This window comes from Thalassospira sp. MIT1004, assembly GCF_001858545.1.
Classification (GTDB): Bacteria; Pseudomonadota; Alphaproteobacteria; order Rhodospirillales; family Thalassospiraceae; genus Thalassospira; species Thalassospira xiamenensis.
This window is the reverse complement of the sequence record NZ_MCAO01000015.1, coordinates 14,753-33,740: the sequence shown is the minus strand read 5'-3', so window position 1 is coordinate 33,740 and position 18,988 is coordinate 14,753. Positions and strand designations below refer to the sequence as shown.

General features: G+C 56.6%; 20 protein-coding genes. 12 read left to right on the top strand and 8 right to left on the bottom strand.

Going from position 1 to position 18,988, the window contains the following annotated elements; translation table 11 throughout:
- The first annotated feature begins 201 nt into the window (after positions 1–201).
- Together BC440_RS08095 and BC440_RS08090 are read left to right on the top strand one after the other, a co-directional pair.
- Positions 202–462, top strand: a complete 261-nt coding sequence (locus BC440_RS08095; protein WP_071239786.1) for a MazF family transcriptional regulator — start codon at positions 202–204, stop codon at positions 460–462.
- Complete coding sequence (locus BC440_RS08090) at positions 462–830, top strand: type II toxin-antitoxin system PemK/MazF family toxin (protein WP_071239785.1); 369 nt, start codon at positions 462–464, stop codon at positions 828–830. Before BC440_RS08095 ends, BC440_RS08090 begins: the two co-directional genes overlap by 1 nt.
- 82 nt (positions 831–912) lie before the next feature.
- Here BC440_RS08090 and BC440_RS08085 read toward each other — a convergent pair whose 3' ends face one another.
- Entirely contained in the window at positions 913–1,683 is a 771-nt protein-coding gene (locus BC440_RS08085; protein ID WP_071239784.1) for a hypothetical protein, read from the bottom strand.
- A 448-nt stretch (positions 1,684–2,131) separates the two neighbouring features.
- On the opposite strand from BC440_RS08085, the gene BC440_RS08080 reads away from it, so the two are divergent.
- Positions 2,132–3,067: a pirin family protein gene (locus BC440_RS08080; RefSeq protein ID WP_071239783.1), complete on the top strand. Its 936-nt coding sequence runs from the start codon at positions 2,132–2,134 to the stop codon at positions 3,065–3,067.
- A 128-nt stretch (positions 3,068–3,195) separates the two neighbouring features.
- Here the strand turns inward: BC440_RS08080 and BC440_RS08075 are convergent, their stop codons facing one another.
- Entirely contained in the window at positions 3,196–4,404 is a 1,209-nt protein-coding gene (locus BC440_RS08075; protein ID WP_071239782.1) for an MFS transporter, read from the bottom strand.
- A 124-nt stretch (positions 4,405–4,528) separates the two neighbouring features.
- Here BC440_RS08075 and BC440_RS08070 point away from each other — a divergent pair, with 124 nt between their 5' ends.
- Positions 4,529–5,470 carry an AraC family transcriptional regulator gene (locus BC440_RS08070; RefSeq protein WP_071239781.1) on the top strand — a complete coding sequence of 314 codons (942 nt, stop codon included), beginning with the start codon at positions 4,529–4,531 and terminating at the stop codon, positions 5,468–5,470.
- Positions 5,471–5,489: 19 nt separating this feature from the next.
- On the opposite strand, the gene BC440_RS08065 is transcribed toward BC440_RS08070, so the two are convergent.
- Positions 5,490–6,062 (bottom strand): XRE family transcriptional regulator, encoded by a 573-nt coding sequence (locus BC440_RS08065; protein WP_071239780.1) that lies wholly within the window; start codon positions 6,060–6,062, stop codon positions 5,490–5,492.
- 92 nt (positions 6,063–6,154) lie between these two features.
- Between BC440_RS08065 and BC440_RS08060 the strand changes: the two genes are divergently transcribed.
- Positions 6,155–6,667: an N-acetyltransferase family protein gene (locus tag BC440_RS08060; RefSeq protein WP_341364175.1), complete on the top strand. Its 513-nt coding sequence runs from the start codon at positions 6,155–6,157 to the stop codon at positions 6,665–6,667.
- Between the two features lie 25 nt (positions 6,668–6,692).
- On the opposite strand, the gene BC440_RS08055 is transcribed toward BC440_RS08060, so the two are convergent.
- Positions 6,693–7,334 carry a LysE family transporter gene (locus tag BC440_RS08055; RefSeq protein WP_071239778.1) on the bottom strand — a complete coding sequence of 214 codons (642 nt, stop codon included), beginning with the start codon at positions 7,332–7,334 and terminating at the stop codon, positions 6,693–6,695.
- Positions 7,335–7,426: 92 nt separating this feature from the next.
- Positions 7,427–8,188, bottom strand: coding sequence for an IclR family transcriptional regulator (locus tag BC440_RS08050; RefSeq protein WP_071239777.1), 762 nt, complete (start codon positions 8,186–8,188; stop codon positions 7,427–7,429).
- Positions 8,189–8,325: 137 nt separating this feature from the next.
- Here BC440_RS08050 and BC440_RS08045 point away from each other — a divergent pair, with 137 nt between their 5' ends.
- Together BC440_RS08045 and BC440_RS08040 are read left to right on the top strand one after the other, a co-directional pair.
- On the top strand, positions 8,326–10,041 hold the full coding sequence (locus BC440_RS08045) for a thiamine pyrophosphate-requiring protein (protein ID WP_071239776.1): 1,716 nt from the start codon (positions 8,326–8,328) through the stop codon (positions 10,039–10,041).
- A gap of 146 nt (positions 10,042–10,187) precedes the next feature.
- Positions 10,188–10,592, top strand: coding sequence for a cupin domain-containing protein (locus BC440_RS08040; RefSeq protein ID WP_175484474.1), 405 nt, complete (start codon positions 10,188–10,190; stop codon positions 10,590–10,592).
- A 34-nt stretch (positions 10,593–10,626) separates the two neighbouring features.
- On the opposite strand, the gene BC440_RS08035 is transcribed toward BC440_RS08040, so the two are convergent.
- Positions 10,627–11,523, bottom strand: coding sequence for a LysR family transcriptional regulator (locus BC440_RS08035; protein ID WP_071239774.1), 897 nt, complete (start codon positions 11,521–11,523; stop codon positions 10,627–10,629).
- A gap of 173 nt (positions 11,524–11,696) precedes the next feature.
- Between BC440_RS08035 and BC440_RS23110 the strand changes: the two genes are divergently transcribed.
- The 4 genes from BC440_RS23110 (at position 11,697) to BC440_RS08015 (ending at position 15,510) form a co-directional block, all read left to right on the top strand.
- Entirely contained in the window at positions 11,697–12,269 is a 573-nt protein-coding gene (locus BC440_RS23110) for a hypothetical protein (RefSeq protein WP_175484473.1), read from the top strand.
- 237 nt (positions 12,270–12,506) lie between these two features.
- Positions 12,507–14,321: an alpha-amylase family glycosyl hydrolase gene (locus tag BC440_RS08025; protein ID WP_071239772.1), complete on the top strand. Its 1,815-nt coding sequence runs from the start codon at positions 12,507–12,509 to the stop codon at positions 14,319–14,321.
- A gap of 136 nt (positions 14,322–14,457) precedes the next feature.
- Positions 14,458–14,928, top strand: coding sequence for a hypothetical protein (locus BC440_RS08020; protein WP_071239771.1), 471 nt, complete (start codon positions 14,458–14,460; stop codon positions 14,926–14,928).
- 90 nt (positions 14,929–15,018) lie between these two features.
- The gene (locus tag BC440_RS08015; RefSeq protein ID WP_071239770.1) at positions 15,019–15,510 is read left to right on the top strand and encodes a hypothetical protein; all 492 of its coding nucleotides are present in this window, start codon (positions 15,019–15,021) and stop codon (positions 15,508–15,510) included.
- Positions 15,511–15,534: 24 nt separating this feature from the next.
- Here BC440_RS08015 and BC440_RS08010 read toward each other — a convergent pair whose 3' ends face one another.
- Together BC440_RS08010 and BC440_RS08005 are read right to left on the bottom strand one after the other, a co-directional pair.
- On the bottom strand, positions 15,535–16,764 hold the full coding sequence (locus tag BC440_RS08010; RefSeq protein WP_037991522.1) for a glycosyl transferase: 1,230 nt from the start codon (positions 16,762–16,764) through the stop codon (positions 15,535–15,537).
- Complete coding sequence (locus BC440_RS08005; RefSeq protein WP_071239769.1) at positions 16,757–17,587, bottom strand: HAD-IIB family hydrolase; 831 nt, start codon at positions 17,585–17,587, stop codon at positions 16,757–16,759. Before BC440_RS08005 ends, BC440_RS08010 begins: the two co-directional genes overlap by 8 nt.
- A 298-nt stretch (positions 17,588–17,885) precedes the next feature.
- Between BC440_RS08005 and BC440_RS08000 the strand changes: the two genes are divergently transcribed.
- Complete coding sequence (locus BC440_RS08000) at positions 17,886–18,824, top strand: transporter substrate-binding domain-containing protein (protein ID WP_175484472.1); 939 nt, start codon at positions 17,886–17,888, stop codon at positions 18,822–18,824.
- Positions 18,825–18,988 lie beyond the last annotated feature (164 nt).

The following is an 18,988-nucleotide window of genomic DNA, read 5'->3' as shown; positions in this document are numbered from 1 at the left end:
GTGCCTTAACTTCAAAACCCCTGCCGAGCTATTCTCTGAGCAGGTCAAACATGTTGCACTTCAAGTGTGAGTCCATCTTCCCGCTTTCGCGGGAATGACGGGGTGTAGTTGGGTGTTGCTGGTAGATACATATGTTGACACTTATTGTTGCTGGAATTACAGTAGCTACATATGTAGCTACGTAGTATCCGGGAGAGTGTGATGCAAAGTGAGATCAAGCGGTGGGGCAACAGTGCCGCTGTGCGGCTTTCGAGCAAGATACTCGCGCAGGCGCGGCTTGATGTTGCCAGTCCGGTCAGCATTGACGTCAAGGGCGGGAAAATCGTGATTGAGGCGGCCAGTAAAGCGACCCGGAAAATCAATCTGCCTTTTTCCGAGGCGGAGCTTTTGGTCGGGCTTGATGCGCATGGTGCACATGCCGATGATCTTGCGCTGCCTTCTGCATCTGAGATGGGTGAGTGATGGCGGCGGCAGGATATGTGCCGGAGCGCAATGACATCATCTGGCTGGATTTCGAGCCGACCAAGGGCAAGGAAATCGGCAAATACCGACCGGCTTTGGTGCTGTCATCCCGGCAATATAACCAGCAAACCGGCCTGATGATCTGCTGCCCGGTCAGCACCAGCATTCGCGGGGCGGTGACGGAGGTTCCGGTTGATAACCTCGATAAACCTTCTGTGGTGGCGGCAAGCCTGATCCAGACCCTGTCATGGAAAGACCGGAAGGCCAAATTCATCGCGCAAGCGAAGCCTGAGGTGATGGAGCAGGTGCTGATCCGCATCATCCCGTTGATCGGTGCCGATGCGGTGATCGAGAAATTTATCGAGTGAGTTGAACGGGTCGAGCAGATTGGACCGGATCGGGAGCAAATCATCCATGACACGGCAAAGCAGCAATCCCCTCATTCTTTCGCTATTTCTCTAGCTTAGAATTGTACTCCATTGATGGTAAATCAGGATCTGAAATATCACTAGTCATTGGTTGTCCGGTTTTGACTAGTTGTTCTCCATGATTACATGCTGACGGAGGGACTATCGTCCTGTCGCTTGCGTCTTCCAGTTTTTTGTGTTCCTCGAAGACGTCAAGTGAGAAAAGCAAACCTGCACCAGCTGTAGCCGTTTCTGCCAAAGTTTTTGCTGTTTGGCCGCGATCTGGTGTGCCTTTGGAATTTATGCTGACGATCGCACCATTTTCCAGTTCAAGACCAAATTCATGAGTTTCCAGTAGCCCAGGCTCATACCAGACTCTGTATTGTTTGTCGAAATCTGGGCGTATAACGAGCTTTTGGTATTCTAGAGGAACGCAGTAGATAATTGCTGGTCTTTGATCTTCTTTGGCTCCATTTTTAATCCATTCATTATAATTTTCTTTTGTTTTTTGTGAGCTGTGGCCAAGAAGTTTACCATCTTTGTTTACGAGACTGGTTGTTTGATAGATATCCTTGAACATGCCGATTGGATGGACGAGAACACCCTTATATACCTTTTCTTCGTTTTCTTCGTTTTCTTCGTTTTCTTCGTTATCTTCGTTCGTCGTTCCACTCGTCGTTTCGTTCCTCGCTTCACTCGTCTTTTTTTGCGCCTCGTTGTTATTCTCTATGGTTGGCATCAGTGCCGTATAGATAGATCCAGAGCAGCCGCCGAGTATCAATGATGCTGCAAGCAAGGTCAGGAAGCGACGCATAATAACCTCCGCGTTAATTGTGGGTTTAATTTATATACACAAAAACAATCATAGGTATATTTATTTTTGTGAATGTTATGAGGGGCATTAAGTCATCTACCCCTTCGAATTCATTGATTCGTTTTCTGTGCCTTGAAAGATGGATTCCCGCTTTCGCGGGAATGACGGGGTGGGGTGGCTTGGTTTGGCTCGGCATGCCATGGTGTCGGGATGGCTTGGCGGTTCTGGGTGACTTGCGGGGCGGTTGGGTGCAAGCTGTGTGTTCGGCCTTGGGCTTTGCTTTGTGCTCCGTTCTGTGTTCCGCTTTTGGCGACACAGCGTGGCGGTTCGGGGGACTAGCCGGATGGTCGTGCGCGCGCCAGTCTGCATCATCGCCATCGGGCCGTCGCACCGGCGGGGGCCGATAAAGTCGCCAGACCCGTCCAAAGACCCGCAAAAGGATGACGCCATGAGTTGGAACCCCGCACTTGAACCCGGCTGCCCCGATATTGTCGATGGTGACGCCATCGAGACCCTGATCATTCCGCGGTCCCGCGATCTGGGCGGGTTTGAGGTCCGGCGTGCCCTGCCCGCGCCAAAGCGCCAGATGGTCGGGCCGTTCATCTTTTTTGATCAGGCGGGACCGGCCGAATTCCTGACCGGGAAGGGTGTTGATGTCCGGCCGCATCCGCATATCGGGCTGGGTACGGTGACCTATCTGTTTCAGGGTGATTTTCATCATCGCGACAGCACCGGGGCCGATCAGATCATCAAGCCAGGCGAGCTTAACTGGATGGTGGCCGGGCGGGGTGTTTCGCATTCCGAACGCACATCCGCCACGGCGCGAAGCGGCCCCAACAGTCTGTTTGGCATACAGACATGGCTCGCCCTTCCCGAAGCGCAGGAAGATATCGCCCCGACATTCGCCCATCACGGCAAGGGTACCTTGCCGGTGATCGAGGAAGACGGCGTTTCGGTGCGGCTGATCCTTGGTACTGCCTATGGCGAGGTCGCCCCGGCGACGATGTTTTCCGAAACCTTCTATGCCGATGTGAAGCTTGACGCCGGGCGGATGTTGCCGATGCCCGATGATCACGAGGATCGCGGGATTTATATTGTCGAGGGTTCGATTTCGGTCGCGGGGCAGGATTTTGACGCCGGGCAGATGATGGTGTTCCGCCCCGGTGACAGGATTACGGTTGTTGCCGGGGAACGTGGCGCGCGGCTGATGATCCTTGGCGGGGCGACATTTTCAGGCCCGCGTTATATCTGGTGGAATTTCGTGGCGTCGTCTAGGGAACGGCTGGAGGAAGCCAAGGCCGACTGGCGGGCGGAAAACTGGGGCAAGGGGCGGTTTGACCTGCCGATTGATGACCGGGATGAATTTATCCCGCTGCCAGAGTGAATTGCCAGAGTGAATTAGCCGAGTGAATTGGCATAAAGAAACCCCGGCAGTGGTGACACTGCCGGGGTGCACTGGGCCCGCCTGATCAGGCATCAGGGTGGGGGTGGGGCGATGCCTCGGTCCTGACCTCAGGCCTGTTCGGTTGCGGGAACAGGGCTGGTCCGCAGACCCAGTGTAACGATGATCGATGCGCCGACCAGCAGCATGCCGGCGATGGTAAAGACGCCAAGCGCGCCGCTGGCGTCAAACAGAAGGCCGCCAACGCCGGAACCGGTGGCAATGGCAAGCTGGAAGCCCGCCACCAGAAGGCCGCCGCCGCTTTCGGCTTCGTCCGGCACGGTGCGCGTGATCCAGGTGGACCATGCAACCGGAACACCGCCAAAGGCCATGCCCCAGATCGCGACAAGCACGGTGGTCGGGACAATCGCGCCCTGAATGGACACCATGCCGATCCCGGCCAGGCCGATGATCATCGGCATCAGCGCAATCGTCATGCGAAGCGACCGCGCAACCAGCGCCCCGCCGACATAGGTGCCGATAAAGTTGGCAAGACCAAAGCCCAGCAGAATGCCCGAAACGCCCGCCGTGGCAACGCCGGTGATGTTTTCAAGGAACGGCCGGACATAGGTGAACAGGGCGAAATGGCCGGTGATGATCAGGACGAGCGAAAACAGGCCGAATTTCATGCGCGGGCGGCTGATGACCTCGACCAATGTACGCAGCGTTGCACGGCCCCGCGGCGGCATTTTCGGCAGGGTCAGGAACTGCACGACAAGAGCGAGCACACCCAGCAGGGAGGCGAGCAGGAACACATCGCGCCAGCCAATCACATCGCCAAGATAGCTTCCGAGCGGGGCGGCAAAGATGGTGGCGGCCGAAACACCGCTAAACAGGATAGACAGCGCGCGCGGAATGCTTTTTTCCGGCACAAGGCGCATGACGGTGGCGGCCGACATGGTCCAGAAACCGCCAAGTGCGATCCCCAGCAGAACACGACCGGCCAGCAGCACCGCGAAACTCGGCGCGGTGGCGACCATGATGTTGGAGATGGTCAGAAGGATCGAAAAGCCCAGCAGGACATAACGGCGGTCAATGCTGCGGGTGACGGTTGCGGTCAAAAGGCTTGTGATCAGGGCCAGAATGGCGGTGGTTGACATCGCCTGACCGGCCAGACCTTCGGTAATGGCAAGGTCATCGGCCATTGGCGTCAGAAGGCTTACGGGCAGGAATTCGGCGGTGACCAGCCCGAAAACCCCCAATGTCATGGAAATAACCGCCCACCAGGCCGGCGCGCCTTGCGCAGCAGCAGCCGTGGGCTTATTTACTGTCTCAGTCATCGAATGTCCTCTCGGATAGAGTGTTTGTGCATTGCAAACAGAATAGAGTGGACTTGCCGGACGGGCTATGCCAGTTTCTCCTTGATTATTGATCAATCGTCCGAAATATCCCGGAATTGATGACATGCAGATGCTTTCCAGTGACCTGATCAGCGAGCTTTTGCTCGGCATGCGGCTTGACGGGCTGCATTACAACCGCATCCAGATTTCCCCGCCCTTTGGCGTGCGATTTGGCGATGATCCGACGCGCGCACAGTTTCATTTCATCGCGCGCGGGCGGGTTTACCTGCGCACCGATAGCGGGGTTGTCCATACGCTTGAGGCCGGTGATGCGGTGCTTTTGCCGCGCGGGGGCATTCATGCGTTGCTGTCTGATCCGTCCATCCCGTGCCTTGACGTGACCGATTACAGTGTCACGACGATCTGCCGCCGGGTGGATGATATCCATGCCTGCAAGGCGGAGCTGTGCCGAAGTACCGATACGCTGATTTTCAGCGGCTGCATGGAATTTGACCTTGGCGGGATGCATCCGCTGGTCAGCATGATGCCAGAGGTGATGCAGGTCGGCACCCTGATTGATCGAAACCCCGAACTTTTGCCGGTGCTGGAAGCCATGGCGCGCGAAGTTTCGACCGAGCGCGCCGGTTTTGCCGGGATCCTGACCCGGCTTGCCGATGTGGTGTCGGCATCGATCGTGCGTGACTGGGTCGAATGCGGATGTGGTGATGCGCAAGGCTGGGTCGAGGCATTGCGCGACCCGCGCATGGGCCGCGTGATTGCCGCCATCCATCGCGATCCGGGCCGCAACTGGACCGTCGAGGCGATGGCATCGGAAATGGGCAGTTCACGCTCGGTCTTTGCCGAACGGTTCCTTGATGTCACCGGGGTGACGCCGCTTCGCTATGTGACCGAGCTTCGCATGCGGCTTGCCAGCCAGTGGATCACCCGTGATCGCATGGCGATTGATGTGGTGGCCGAACGGCTGGGCTATGGCTCTCAGGCGGCATTCAGCCGGGCGTTCAAACGCACGACCGGCAAATCACCGGGCACCATGCGGGCGGCATAGCCAGCCGGGCGGTTTATCGTCAGTACGAGCTGCGTACGACAGCGACCAGATAGCGGCAGTTTTCAGGGCTTTTATTTTCAAATATGCAATCTTGCGGCGGGCCGAGTTCAAGGCTATCGCCGGTGTCGAGGTGATGCACCCTGTCGCCTTCGTGAAACAGCAATGTTCCCTCAAGCACCCAGATCGCCTGCTGAATGAAGCTGTATGCGGAGGCGGGCATGGTGACCTGTTTGCCGGGTGGCAGGGTGACTTCGACAAGTTCGAGCGGGATTTTCTGCCCCGAAAGCACCTGACGGCGGTCATAACCGGTTTCGGGATCCGACCATAATGGCTGCTTTGCCTGTTTCCGTACACCATGATGGACGGGGCTTGCCGACGAGAGCAATGCCGAAACCGTAAGCGACAGGGCCCCGGAAAGCCGCCCGAGAACCGTTGCCGTAGGGCTGGCTTCGCCGCGTTCGATCTTGCTGATCATGGCCTTGGAGACGCCGGATTTATCGGCGAATTGACCCAAGGACCAGCCGCGGATTTCGCGTTCGCGCTTAAGCCGGGCAGCAAGGGTGGCGGTGGTTTCGTCTTCTATAGTGATCATGGTGATATTTATTTTCCGTAAAATCGATATTGACTGTCTACTATAATGGATTATCGTCAGCAAGAGATTATCGGTATGAAAAAACGGAGACGATGATGCTTGTGCGCAGTGCGACGGAACGGGACCTTCCGGAAATTCTTGAAATTTATAATCAGGTTCTTCGTGATAGTACGGCGATTTATGATGATGTGCCATCCACCCTTGAGGAGCGGCGCGAATGGTTTGAGGGACGCAATCAGCAGGGATTTCCGGTGCTTGTCGCGGAAGACGATGGCAAGGTTCTGGGCTTTGCGTCCTATGGCCCGTGGCGGGCGCGCTGGGGATATCGCTTTACGGTCGAGCATTCCGTGCATGTGCATGTCGATCATCGCGGGGCGGGAATGGGCAGGGCGCTGTTGACGGCGCTGATCCCGATGGCCAAAGAGGCCGGTATGCATGTGATGATTGGCGGCATTGATGCGGAAAACGTCAATTCCATTCGATTTCATGAGCGGTTTGGTTTTGTCGAGGTCGGCCGCGCCAAGCAGGTTGCGCGCAAGTTTGACCGGTGGCTTGATCTTGTGACGATGCAGCTTTTTTTAAACGAGCCGGGTGCCCGCGCGTAAATGACGCAGAAGATTCCTGTTGCCGTCAGGATAGCGACAGCAGGGCCATGGCGAGGGATGCGATCAGCAGGGCGGCAAACAGGATATTGATCAGCCGCCCGAAACGCGGATCGGAAAGCAGGCGCGCAAAGCCCGCCCCGAAAACCAGCCACAGACTATTGACCAGCACGATCACCAGCGCCAGAGCCGCGATTTTAAGGGCGTTATCAAGCCATAGGGAATGTGGCGCGATGGCATGGGCGGCATAGACCGCGCCGATGGCGGCAAATGCCTTGGGATTGGCGATTGCCAGCATCACACCGCCGCGGAAATCGGGGCCAGTGGTTTTAGGAGTGGGTTCAGGAGTGGTTTGGGGCGATTTGCAGGCTGTTGTGTGGGCTGGCCTGATCGGGGCGGTGGCGATTTTCCATGCCAGATAAAGGATATAGATCGCGGCAATCGCCGTCAGGACCTGACCGGCAATCGGATGGGCGAGAAGGGCGGTGGCAATACCGGTGGCGACCAGCAGCAAAACGGCCGTTGTGCCGGTGATGATCCCGCCGAGATAGCCAAGGCTTGGCCGAATGCCAAAGGCCGAGCCACTTGCGGCCAGGCTTATGGTCGCGGGGCCGGGGCTTCCCATCAGCGGCAGGGCGGCAAGCCAAAGCAGCAGCAGATTTTCAATCATCACTTTGCGCACCTTTCCGGTTTGGGGGCCATCGCCGGAAATGTCGCATGCTTTGCCCGATGTCGTCTTGAACGATTGTGACGCGACGTGCTCTAGAAATGCCCGTAAAGGGCGCGGGTGGCGTTTTCGGCGGCGTCGCGCAGGGATGTCAGAATGTGATCGCGTTTCTGTTCGATCAGGGTCGGGGAGGCGCCGAATACCGAAATGGCCGAAACCATACGGCCATGCTGGGTCAGGATCGGGACGGCGACGGCGTAAATGTCGCTTTCGCGTTCGCCGTTATTCATTGAAAAGCCCTGCTCGCGGATGGTGCGAAGCTCCGATTTAAGGGCGGCCAGATCGGTGATGGTACGGTCGGTCATGCCGGTCAGGCGGATGCTATCGAAATAGCGGTCCTGCTGGTCCGGGCCCATGAAGGCCAGCCAGAGTTTGCCATGGGCCGTGCAAAAGGCATCCAGGCGCGATCCGATGCGGATATCGACATAAAGCGACCGATCCGGCAGGGCCTTGGCGATGCAGACCGCCATGTCGCGATCAAATTCGGTGGCCATGCAGGCATCCCCCACGTTACGCGCCAGATCATCCAGCACCGGCTGGATCAGGTTGGGCAGGCTGCCGTCGCGCAGCACGCGATCCCCCAGATCGGCAAAGACATAACCCAGCCGGAACACCCCGCGCGCAACCATGCGAAGCGCGCCGGCCTGTTCCAGCGTATGCAGGAACCGGTGGGCGGTGATGGTGTTGATGCCAAGGGCGGCCGCCGTGTCGCTTGCGGTCAGTTCCGTTCGTCCCTCGGCAAACAGTTCGAGGATGCGAAAGGCCTTGAGCACCGATCCGTTTAGCTGGCTTGGCATCCTGTTTCCTTTGGTCTGGTGGTTTTGTGCTGCACGCGCATGATTTTGCGTCGCGGTGCCTTGACGCATGCCCGATTTCAAGAATAATCTATATTATAAATTAAATTTCAAATATAGAAATATGGCAGGAACGTCAAATGAAAAATGACAAGGCGCATATCACGCTGACCGCGGGCGGGGCTGTTCTGGCGCGGATGAAGGCGATCGGGGTGGATTACATCTTTGCCAATTCGGGCACCGATTTTCCGCCGATCATCGAAGGGCTGGCCGAAGCCAATGCCAAGGATATCGAGCTTCCCAATGCGCTTGTCATGCCGCATGAAAATGCCGCGATGGGCATGGCACATGGCTATTACCTTGCGACCGGAAAAACCCAGGCGGTGATGGCGCATACCAATGTCGGCCTTGCCAATTGCGCGATTGGCGCGATCAATGCCGCGACCGAGCATGTGCCGGTGATCCTGATGTCGGGCAGAACGCCGGTGATGGAACAGGGGCGGCTTGGGGCGCGCACCGTGCCGATTGGCTGGGGCCAGGAAATGCGTGATCAGGCGGCGATGGTGCGCGAGGCATCGAAATGGGAATACGAGCTTAAATTCCCCGAACAGGTGCCCGACGTTGTTGACCGGGCCTATGCGATTGCGTCCTCGGTCCCCAAGGGGCCGGTTTATGTATCCCTGCCGCGCGAGGTTTTGTGCGAACCCTGTCCCGGCGAGGGGATCGACGCGCCGCTTCGCATGCAGCCGGTCCGGGTGATGCCGCCAAGCGAAAGCCTTGAGGATGCGGCGCGCATCCTTGCCAATGCCAAGAACCCGGTGATCATCGCCCAGCGCGGCACGGGCACGGCACAAGCCTTTGATCGCCTGTCGTCACTGGTGGATCAGTGGGGCATTCCGGTGGTGCAATATTGGGCGATCCAGCTTGCCCTTGGCACCGATCATCCGATGATGGCGGGGATGGACCCGGCGCCGTGGCTTAAAGACGCCGATGCGGTTCTGGTGATTGATTGCCTTGCGCCATGGTCGCCGGAAATCCATAAATTGCGTGATGATTGCAAGGTGATCCAGATCGGGCAGAACCCGCTTTATTCCCGTTTTCCGGGGCGCAATTTTGCCGCCGACCTTTCGCTTGCCGGGGAAACCGGCGATGTGATCATGGCGCTGGCCGACGCGCTGGATCGTCATCATGGGGATCATCGCGAAACCTGTGCCGACCGGCGCGAAAAGGTCGCGGCGATCAATGCCGCCACGCACAAAAAGGCGCTTGCGGCGGCGGATGCCGGATCGGTTGATCCGATGAGTAAGGCGTTTGTGTCGCGGTGCCTGTCGGAGGCGATTGCCGGGCGGTCGGCAACGGTGTTTTCGGAACTCGGTTGCCCGCTGGAGCCGCTTTCGCTTTCGGAGCACAGTAGCTGGTATCAGGAGCCGCATTCCGGCGGGCTTGGCTGGTCCTTCCCGGCATCGATGGGTTATCAGTTGGCGGATAAAAACAAGCTGGTGATCGCGACCATGGGCGATGGATCATATATGTTTGCCAACCCGACGGCGTGCCATCAGATCGCCGAGGCGCTGGCGCTTCCGATCCTGATCCTTGTTCTGAACAACAATGAATGGGGCGCAGTGCGCCAGTCTGTGACCGGGATGTATCCCGATGGGTATGCCGCGAAAACCAACCAGATGCCCCTGACCGGGCTTAAACCCAGCCCCGATTTCACCAAGGTTGCCGAGGCCAGCCGGGCGTGGACCGCGAAGGCCGAACGGGCGGCCGATTTGCCGGAAATCCTGCGCCGTGCGATTGCGCATATCGATACCAACCGCACCCATGCGCTGGTCGAGGTGACGATTGCGCCGTAAAGGTTGGCGATACTGAACCGTTGATGAAAACCGGGTGTCGTGGTGATGATGCCCGGTTTTTTATGATTTAGGTGCATCATCGGCCTATGATTTCCCAATTACGGAATCAATCGACGCGGGAGCGTTCGCAGAACATGGAAAATCTGATGGAAAAACATCCGGAGAAAAGCGTGCCCGCCAAGGATGTTCATGACGGGGTGAAGCTGCTTGATAGCGGTGTGAACTTTGTCGGCGAGCAGGTGAGCTATCCCAAGGGCAAGGCACGGATCAGATCTGTGCTGGCGACGATGGCACCGGGGCAGAAAACCGGCTGGCACAAGCATGGCGTGCCGACCTATGGATATATCCTTGAAGGGCAGATTACGGTCGATTACGGCGACGGGGGAAAAACCACCTATCGCGCCGGGGAAGGCGTGCTTGAGGCGATGGATTACTGGCATGAAGGGATCAATGACGGTGATGTTCCAGCACGTGTCGTTGTCGTCTTCATGGGGGCCGAGGGCGCGGAAAACGTGATCTACAAGCCAGAAGATGCATCCGGCGACGACTGATTTTGCAAGGTGGTCGTGGGTGCGGCGGGGCCGATTACCGGGGTGTGTCTTTTAGCTGGTCAAAAATCCATTGTGCAACCGGGCCAAGCGGCCTGTCCTGACGGTGGGCGACGACAATGTCGAGTATCGGCATGTGATTTAAGCCATCCCAGCTTTCGGGGTCGAGCAGGGCGAGGGTTCCGTTGCGGATATGGTCGGCGACCATATGTTCGGGCATGCCGCCCCAGCCAATCCCGCGTAAAATCATAGCAAGTTTGGTTTCAAGGTCATTGACCTTCCAGTAATTCAGGGCCTGAACGGCGTGATTGCGTTGCAGGGTCGGGGTATCGCGCGCCGATGTGATGATCTGTGTGTGGGCGTGCATCGCATCGATATGGATTTTTCCCGGAAACCAGGCGAGCGGATGGTCCGGTCGTGCCACGGCGCACATTCTGACCTGCCCGCAGGCGGCCCGGGCATAGTCGGAGCCAAAGGGGATGAATTCCGGCAAAATCGCAAGATCGGACGCGCCGTTATCAAGGACTTCGGTTGTCTGGATCGTGACCGTCGAGAGGCTTACGCGGACTGTCGGGAATTTCCGGGCGAGAACCGCAAGGACATCCATCAGCGGGGCGTTTGATGCAAACTGGCTGATTGTAATCGTGATCGAAGCTTCGAGCCCGTCAGCGATGCCTTTGGCGTGTTGGCGGTAGCTGGAAATATCCGCCATGACCTTGCGCGCGTGGGGCAGCAGGGAATGTGCCGCCTTGGTCAGGGTCGGGCGATAGGCCGTCCGGTCAAACAGTTCCAGATTGGTCTGTTCTTCGAGTTTCTGGATCGTGTAGGTGACCGACGATTGTGTCCGGTTCAGATGCCGCGCGGTGGCGGCGAAGCTTCCGAGGTCGGCAATGGTGACGAAGACCCGTAATTGATCAAGAGTGATGCCGGACATGAAGCTTCAACTTTTTTGAATGAGATAATCATAAATATAGAATTTTTTTTATGGTCTGACACTCGTAAATTTTGTGCAGGAGCGAAATAGGGGAGGGGCACAAGGAGTGTAAGATCGTGCTGGGCGTTGATCCCCATGAATTTTTAGTGCCGTTGATACGGCAGTCCGTTTTGATGATGCACCTGTTTGCGTTCGCATTTGCGTTTGTTCTGGTGGCGCGGGCAGACATTGCGATGCTGCGTGGTCAGTATCAGGAAGGCAGGTATGACCTCGGCAGGGATGCCGTTTACACGGCTTGGCTGTTGGGGCTGCTTTGGGTGTCCGGGGTGGCATTGATCGGGCTAGGCATCGGGTTTGATATTGCCGCCATCACCGCGAACGGCAAGGTATTTGCCAAGGTTACGGTCGTCACTATCCTGACGATCAATGGCATTTTCCTTCACCATTATGCTTTTCCGGTATTCGCCGACAAACAGGGAAAAGCGTCATCGGTCAGGCTTTTGATATGCACGATCCTTGGTGCGGTAAGTTCCGTGTCGTGGTTTTGTGCATCTGCGTTCGGGGCCGCGCGCGTGGTTGCGCCGTGGCTGGGATATCTGCACTTCATGCTGTTTTATGGCATCAGTCTGGCGGCCGGGCTGTTCGTTGCGATTTTGTTCGTGCGACCGGTGTTGCGGCGTCAGCTTGAACGTCGGTCATCGGTTGTGCCGTCTGCCGGTTTTGTTGCAGGGGCGGTTGCCGAGTAGTCATGAACAGAACCCGGAATGCCTTCTGCCGGATGCGGATTTTCAGATTTCAATCACTACCCGGCCATGTGCCGGGTAGGTTTTTTGTTGCGTGATTGATTGTCTTTGGGCCGGGAACAGCTTTTGAAAGGTTCGGCTGCCTGCTTTGTTAGCACTTTGAAATCGTTGCTTGCATCATAGGCAAAATCATTATTTGATTAAGGTGAATTCCTGATTTGCCTGCCCAAAGGAGCCAGCATGGACCGCGTTATTGGAACCTCGGGGCGTATTGCGTTCGCAAGTGCAATGCGCAATCTGCTTGCGGATGTGTATCCGGAACATGATCACGCCGATCTGGTGCGCCGGGTGTTTGAAGTGCTGGGATTGCCGCTTGAGGGTGATGGGGCGGAGCCGTGCGAGGAATATCTTCGCAAATGGGATCAGCGCGATGCGTTTCTGATTACCTATGGCGACAGTATTTCGCGCGACGGGCATCATGGGCTTGAAAGTCTTGGCGATTTTTATCGCACGTGGCTTAAGGACTGGCTGACGGGGATTCATATCCTGCCGTTTCACCCCTTTACGTCTGATGATGGTTTTTCGGTCAGCGATTTCAGTAGTTTACGCCCGGAACTTGGCACCTGGGATGACGTGAAGGCATTATCCAAGGATGCGACCGTGATGGCCGATCTGGTGGCGAACCATATTTCGGCGTCCCATGTGTGGTTTCAGCAGTTCCTTGCAGGCGACAAGCCCGGTGTCGATTACATCAAGACCGCCAGCCCCGACGATGATCTTTCCGATGTAGTGCGCCCGCGCAGTCATCCGTTGCTAAGCCAAGTCACGACATCGGATGGGGAAAAGCATGTCTGGTGTACGTTCAGCTATGATCAGGTTGATCTGGATTACGGCAATCCGGATGTGTTTTTTGAAATCCTGAAAATCGTTCTGGAATATCTTAAACACGGGGTGCGGGTCGTGCGGCTTGATGCCATTGGCTTTATCTGGAAGGTGGCGGGGACCAGTTCGATCAATCTGGATCAGACGCACAAGATCATCAAGGCATTGCGGCTGGCGACCACGGCGGTGCATCCCGATGTGCTGTTCATTACCGAAACCAATCTGCCGCTGCTGGAAAACCTGTCCTATTTCGGCAATCAGGACGAGGCGCATCTGATTTACAATTTCAGCCTGCCGCCGGTGATCATTCATGCGCTGTTATCGGGGCGGAGTGATTGCATTCGCAAATGCATCATGTCGATGCCACCAGCACCGGCGGGCTGCACATTTTTCAATTTCACCGCCAGCCATGATGGCATTGGCCTGCGCCCGGCAGAAAACCTGATCCCGGATGCGGATATCGATGCCATGACCGACCATGCACGCAAGATGGGCGGGCAGGTCAGTTACCGGTCGCTTAAGGGCGGCGGGCAGAAGGCCTATGAGCTGAATGTCACGCTGTTTAGCATGCTGGCCGAGAACTTTGCCGGGGATCACACATATGGGCTTGAGCGGTTTGTGATGAGCCAGGCGATTGCCATGTCGCTTGAGGGCGTTCCGGCGATTTACGTGCAGACGATCTTTGCCACCGAAAATGATCAGACGGGATATGAGGAAACCGGGATACCGCGAAGGCTTAACCGCAAAATCTGGCAGCTTGAGGAGGCCGAGGAACGGTTATCGGAAGAAGGCATCGCCAAGCGGGCGTTTGACCAGTTGCGCGCATTGATGTCGATCCGCATGGGGCAGCCGGCATTTCATCCCAATGCGACGCAATATACCCTTAACCTTGGATCGGAATTGCTGGGCGTGTGGCGGCAAAGCCATCTGAACGATCAAAGCATTTTCTGTGTGTTCAACCTGACCGATCAGGTGCAGGACCTTGATCTTTCAAAGATCAACCTGATCATGACTGAGGGCTGGACCGACCTGCTGTCGCAGCAGGTGATCGAGGATTTCAACGGTATCCTTGCGCTAGCCCCCTATCAGATCGTGTGGATTTCAAATATCGACGGGCGCAATCGCATTGATAGCCGGTTGTTGCAACGTTATCGCGATGCGATGCCGGTTTGAGGAAAGTTTTCGACCCGGTAGATACGCTGCAATATTTAAAATCAGAAAAAACTGATGTTTGCGCCTTGCATTGCGGCGTGATGCGTTCCTATGATCGACAAAGATAGAATGGACGTGTCGGGGAGCTTGTTGCGCGATGGCCTATGCGCAGGAAATTCGGCTGGATGACTTGCCGGACGATGTGGACGGGCAGGTTTCCCGGTTGCTTGCGCTTTGGCAGGATGCCTGCCGTGACGGGGATATTCCCGACCGGCGTGATCTGGGTTCCGACATGCTGGCCCCGTGGCGCGATGATATCGGCATTTACGAATATCAGCCCGATCGCAACGATTTCGTCATTCGCCGCGATGCGCCGAACATGATTGCGGCCAGTGGCGAGAATTATCAGGGATCAACCCCGCGCCAGATCGATCTGGATTTCGGAACGGCGGTTTATCCGACCCTGTGCGAGGTGGTCAGAACCGGGCAGGCGCAAATCCACATGATCGGGGTCGAGCGCGCGCAGTGGGAAAACTGGTTGCGGTTGATGTTGCCGGTGCGCACAAGATGCCGGAAGGGTGATCCGGTCATTCAGGTTCTGGTGGTGCATTTTCTGCACAAGGTATGAGGATTAGCGTCTTTTGGGCCGGTACCTTGTTATTTACCCGGCATTTCCCATTTTACTAATACTGGGAGAGGCAGAAGGTCACGCAACAGAATGGCCGAGACGACAGATTTCGAACTTGATGAATTGCCCGAAAATATCGGACCGCATGTTGCGGATCTGGTCCGGCTCTGGCATGAGGCGCGTGCAGAAGACCCGGAGCAGATCGTGCCGTCGCGCGACATTCTGAGCGCAGAGCGGTTGCACCGCTGGCTCGACGATATCACCATCTATGAATATATGCCGATCAAGGAAGATTTCGTGGTGCGGATCGATGCCCCATCGATTGTATCCCTGAACCGGGAGAGTTTCCAGCGCGCCAGCCCGCGCGAGATCGACATGAAATACGGCACCTGCCTGACGGCGGCATTGTTCAACACGTTGATGTGCGGAGAGCCGAAATTCTACCATGTCACCCTTGCCGTGCGCGCCGATCAGCACTGGTTGCGCGTTTTGTTACCGGTGCGCACGCGCAATCGGGATGGGGACCTGATTGATCAGATACTTGGCATCCGGTTTGATTATGAATGCCAGTATCATATTTGACCTATTGCGATGTGCCGGTGCGCGTCAAGTGCCGATCCCTGCATCGTTCAGGTCGTCTTCGACCGCAGCCGAGAGCTGTTCGAAGATATCGCCCATCGCACTTTCAACGCGCTGCCAGCTTGGAATGAAGGGGCTTTCGAGCGGGTTATCGAGGTAATGCTGGCCGGCACTCATGATGACTTCGGCCAGGACCTCGACGCATTTTTCTTCTTCGTCGCGATTGATTTTAAGGCCGTTAAACAGCGCGTCCGCGCGGTATTGTTCGATCAGGTCAAGGGCGGTGCGATAGTAGGTTGCCTTGAGGGTTCGGAAGGTTTCATGCGAGAAAACGGTGCCCTGGGTGGCGAGTTTGCGGAACAGGGATTTGGCGATGTCGCTTGCCATGCGTGACAGGCCATCATCCTTTTCGGCCGGATCAAATTCGCGGTGCTTGTGATCATAGATATCGGCAATATCGACCTGTGCCAGCCGGTGAACCGTGTGGTTGCGATACATTTCCGATAACATAGACACTTCGAGGCCCCAGTCGGACGCGACGCGCAGCCCATAGGCAACGTCAGTGCGGATCGCCATTTCCCCCGATAGCGAATAGCGGAAGCAATCAAGGTAATTGAGGAATTCGGTTTTGCCGACGACCTGTTTAAGTGCGCGGATCAGCGGGGTGACAAACAGGCGGCAGACCCGGCCCTTGAGCGTGCCATTGGCAACGCGGGCGTAATAACCCTTGGCAAAGGCGAAATTGAATGCCGGGTTGGCAATCGGATACATCAGACGGGCGGGAAGATCGGGCTTGTAGGTTGCGATGTCGCAATCATGAATGCCGATGACCGAGCTTCGCCCCGATGCCAGCGTATAGCCAAGGCAATACCAGACATTGCGGCCCTTGCCCGGTTCATAGCGGGCCAGATCATATTCGGCGAGCCGATCATGGACGCTGCGCAGGCGCGGCCCGTCATTCCACAGGATGCGGACATGTTGCGGCAGGTCTTTGAAAAATTCCCGCGCATAGGCGTATTGCGTGGCGTCCGCCCGGTCCAGCCCGACAACGATCTGATCGATATAGGTGGCCTGTTTCAATCCATTAAGGATGGTGGTCATGGCCGGGGTTTCAAGTTCGGAATACAGGCAGGGCAGGATCAGGGTTTGCCGACGCTGGCGGGCGAAGGCGGTCATTTCATAAGCGAGTTCTTCGGGGTTGCGGTCGATGATGCGGTGCAGGGTTGTGATCGGCCCGCCCTGATGAAAATCAGCCATGAAGTACCTCGCTTTTGTTATTGGTATTGGTCAATTGATCGAGAAGGGAATTGATTGCCGCGTTCCAGCCCGAAGGACCCGGTTCAGGCGCGATGATCAGTTTCTGATCCTGTATCAATGCGGTTGTTGTGATTGCGTGTTTTTGCGGTATCTGGATTGCGATATCGGCCGCGGCAAGCATGGTGGCGTCATTGGCGGAATCCCCCAAGGCGATTGTGCAAGGCGTTAAACCCGTTGAAGGCAGAACGCCGTTTTGCGCCAATAGTTCCACCATACGCGTCATGGCGGCCCCCTTGTCGGTCGGGCCGCAAAGGGTGTGGAAGCGTCCGCCCTTGACCAGTTTGAGGCCAAATGTTTCGGCAATGGCACGCGCGATGGTGACATCTTTGTCCGTCGGCGCCCAGATCAGCGGATCGGAGCAGTGCCGAAGTCCGGCGCGCGCCGCATCATCGGGGGAAAGGCCGGTTTGGGCGGCGATGATTTCGGACGATGTGCTGCGGAAACTGGTGACGGGAATGGAGAGGGCAGCCCGGATGGCATCGCGGGCGGCATCAATGGTTTCGGTGGCGGGGCCGGGTTGTTCGGTTTGATCACCAAGGCGGATGACACCGCCATTTTCGCCAATCAATCCATCAAACAGATGATCCGTGGCATTGAGATCGGAAAGTTCGGCCAGCGTTTTTGACGAGATCGCAATCAGCGGAATGCCGAGCTTTTTTATGCGTTCAATCGCCGGGGCTGCCGGGGCCCAGGAATAGGTATCATGATCAAGCAGAGTGCCGTCAAGATCGGTGAAAATGGCGCAGTGGCTGTGTTCTGTCATTGTCCCGTTTGGTCGGTTTCAAAAGGCTTTTGACGGGGCCGGTGCAATAACCGGAACTTACCTTAGCATACAGGTCAAGACAGGGCGACAGTGGAAAGGTTAAACTTTATGCGTCGTTACATGTTGATGAAATTAAAGGCATTTTGATCTGGTATCGTGATCGCGCGTATGAAAAATAGCGAATTTGGCGTTTAATAATCCGTCAGGCTTATCAACATAAGATAAGTTCAGAAAAAACAATAAAGTGACCTATCGGGGTAAGGCGGCAGCATATGCCGGAACCATGCAGGAGTATGGTGTGGGGAAAAGACGAACGGGTATTGTTTTGCCGGTACTGGCATTGATGGTGCAGATCGTGTGGGGGGCGGTTTGCGGCATGGTCCCGGGTTTGACAGGGGCGGTCGCGCAGGAAGTCGGCAAAATCACAGAAGCATCGGCGCAGAAGCCCGAAGTTCTGTTTGCGGTAGGCGAATGGCCGCCGATGATTACGGAAAATGCCGCCGGATACGGCATTCACACCAAGCGGGTGACCGAGGTATTCGAGGCGATGGGATACCGGGTGCGGTATGTTTTTGTGCCGTGGCGGCGTGCTTATGAGCAGACCATTGCGGGGCAGTATGCCGCGACATTCAGCTGGATCTGGACCGACGAACGCGCGGCCGAGGTCCTTTATCCGCGCTATCCAATCGCAAGGGCGCACCAGATCGGATTTTATCGCAAGGACAGGTTTCCCGCCGGGCTTGATATTGACGCAATCGCCGATATTGCCCCCCTGGGGGTGCGTCCGGTCGGGGTTGCCAGTTATTGGTACGAGGTTGAATTTCGCCGTCTGGGCATTCAGGCTGATATTGTCACGTCATCGGAAGCCGCATGGCGGTTTCTGGATGCCGGGCGGGCTGATATCTATTTTGACGAAAAGGATGTCGGCCTGATGGATATGGCGCGGGTTCTGGGCGAGGATGCGGTGAAACGCTATGGCATTACCGATCCGGTGCAATCAGAGAACATGTTCATCCTGTTTTCCCGGGATCACCCGCAAGGCAAAGTGTTGCGCGATGCGTTTGACGGGTTCCTTGATACCCCCGAAGGCCGGGCCATGTGCCGGGGCTGGGGGGTATGTGAACAAACCGCAAGTGCCACGCCCGGACCGAAAATGACGGTTAACGGGCAGGGGCGCGTGCCGGGAAATCCGGTCGGGGCAGATCAGGTGGGGGCAGATCAGGTTGGCGGTTTTTGACCGCCTTTTGATGATCCCTTGACCATCAGCGCCCCGATCAAAACCATCGGGATATGTTGCGATAACCATTGCGGTATAGATGTTCGATTTGTCCTATCCTTTTCCCGGTTTGTCCATTCTTCCCATGTGAAATCAGACGTATTCTTTCCTTATTGGAACGGTTC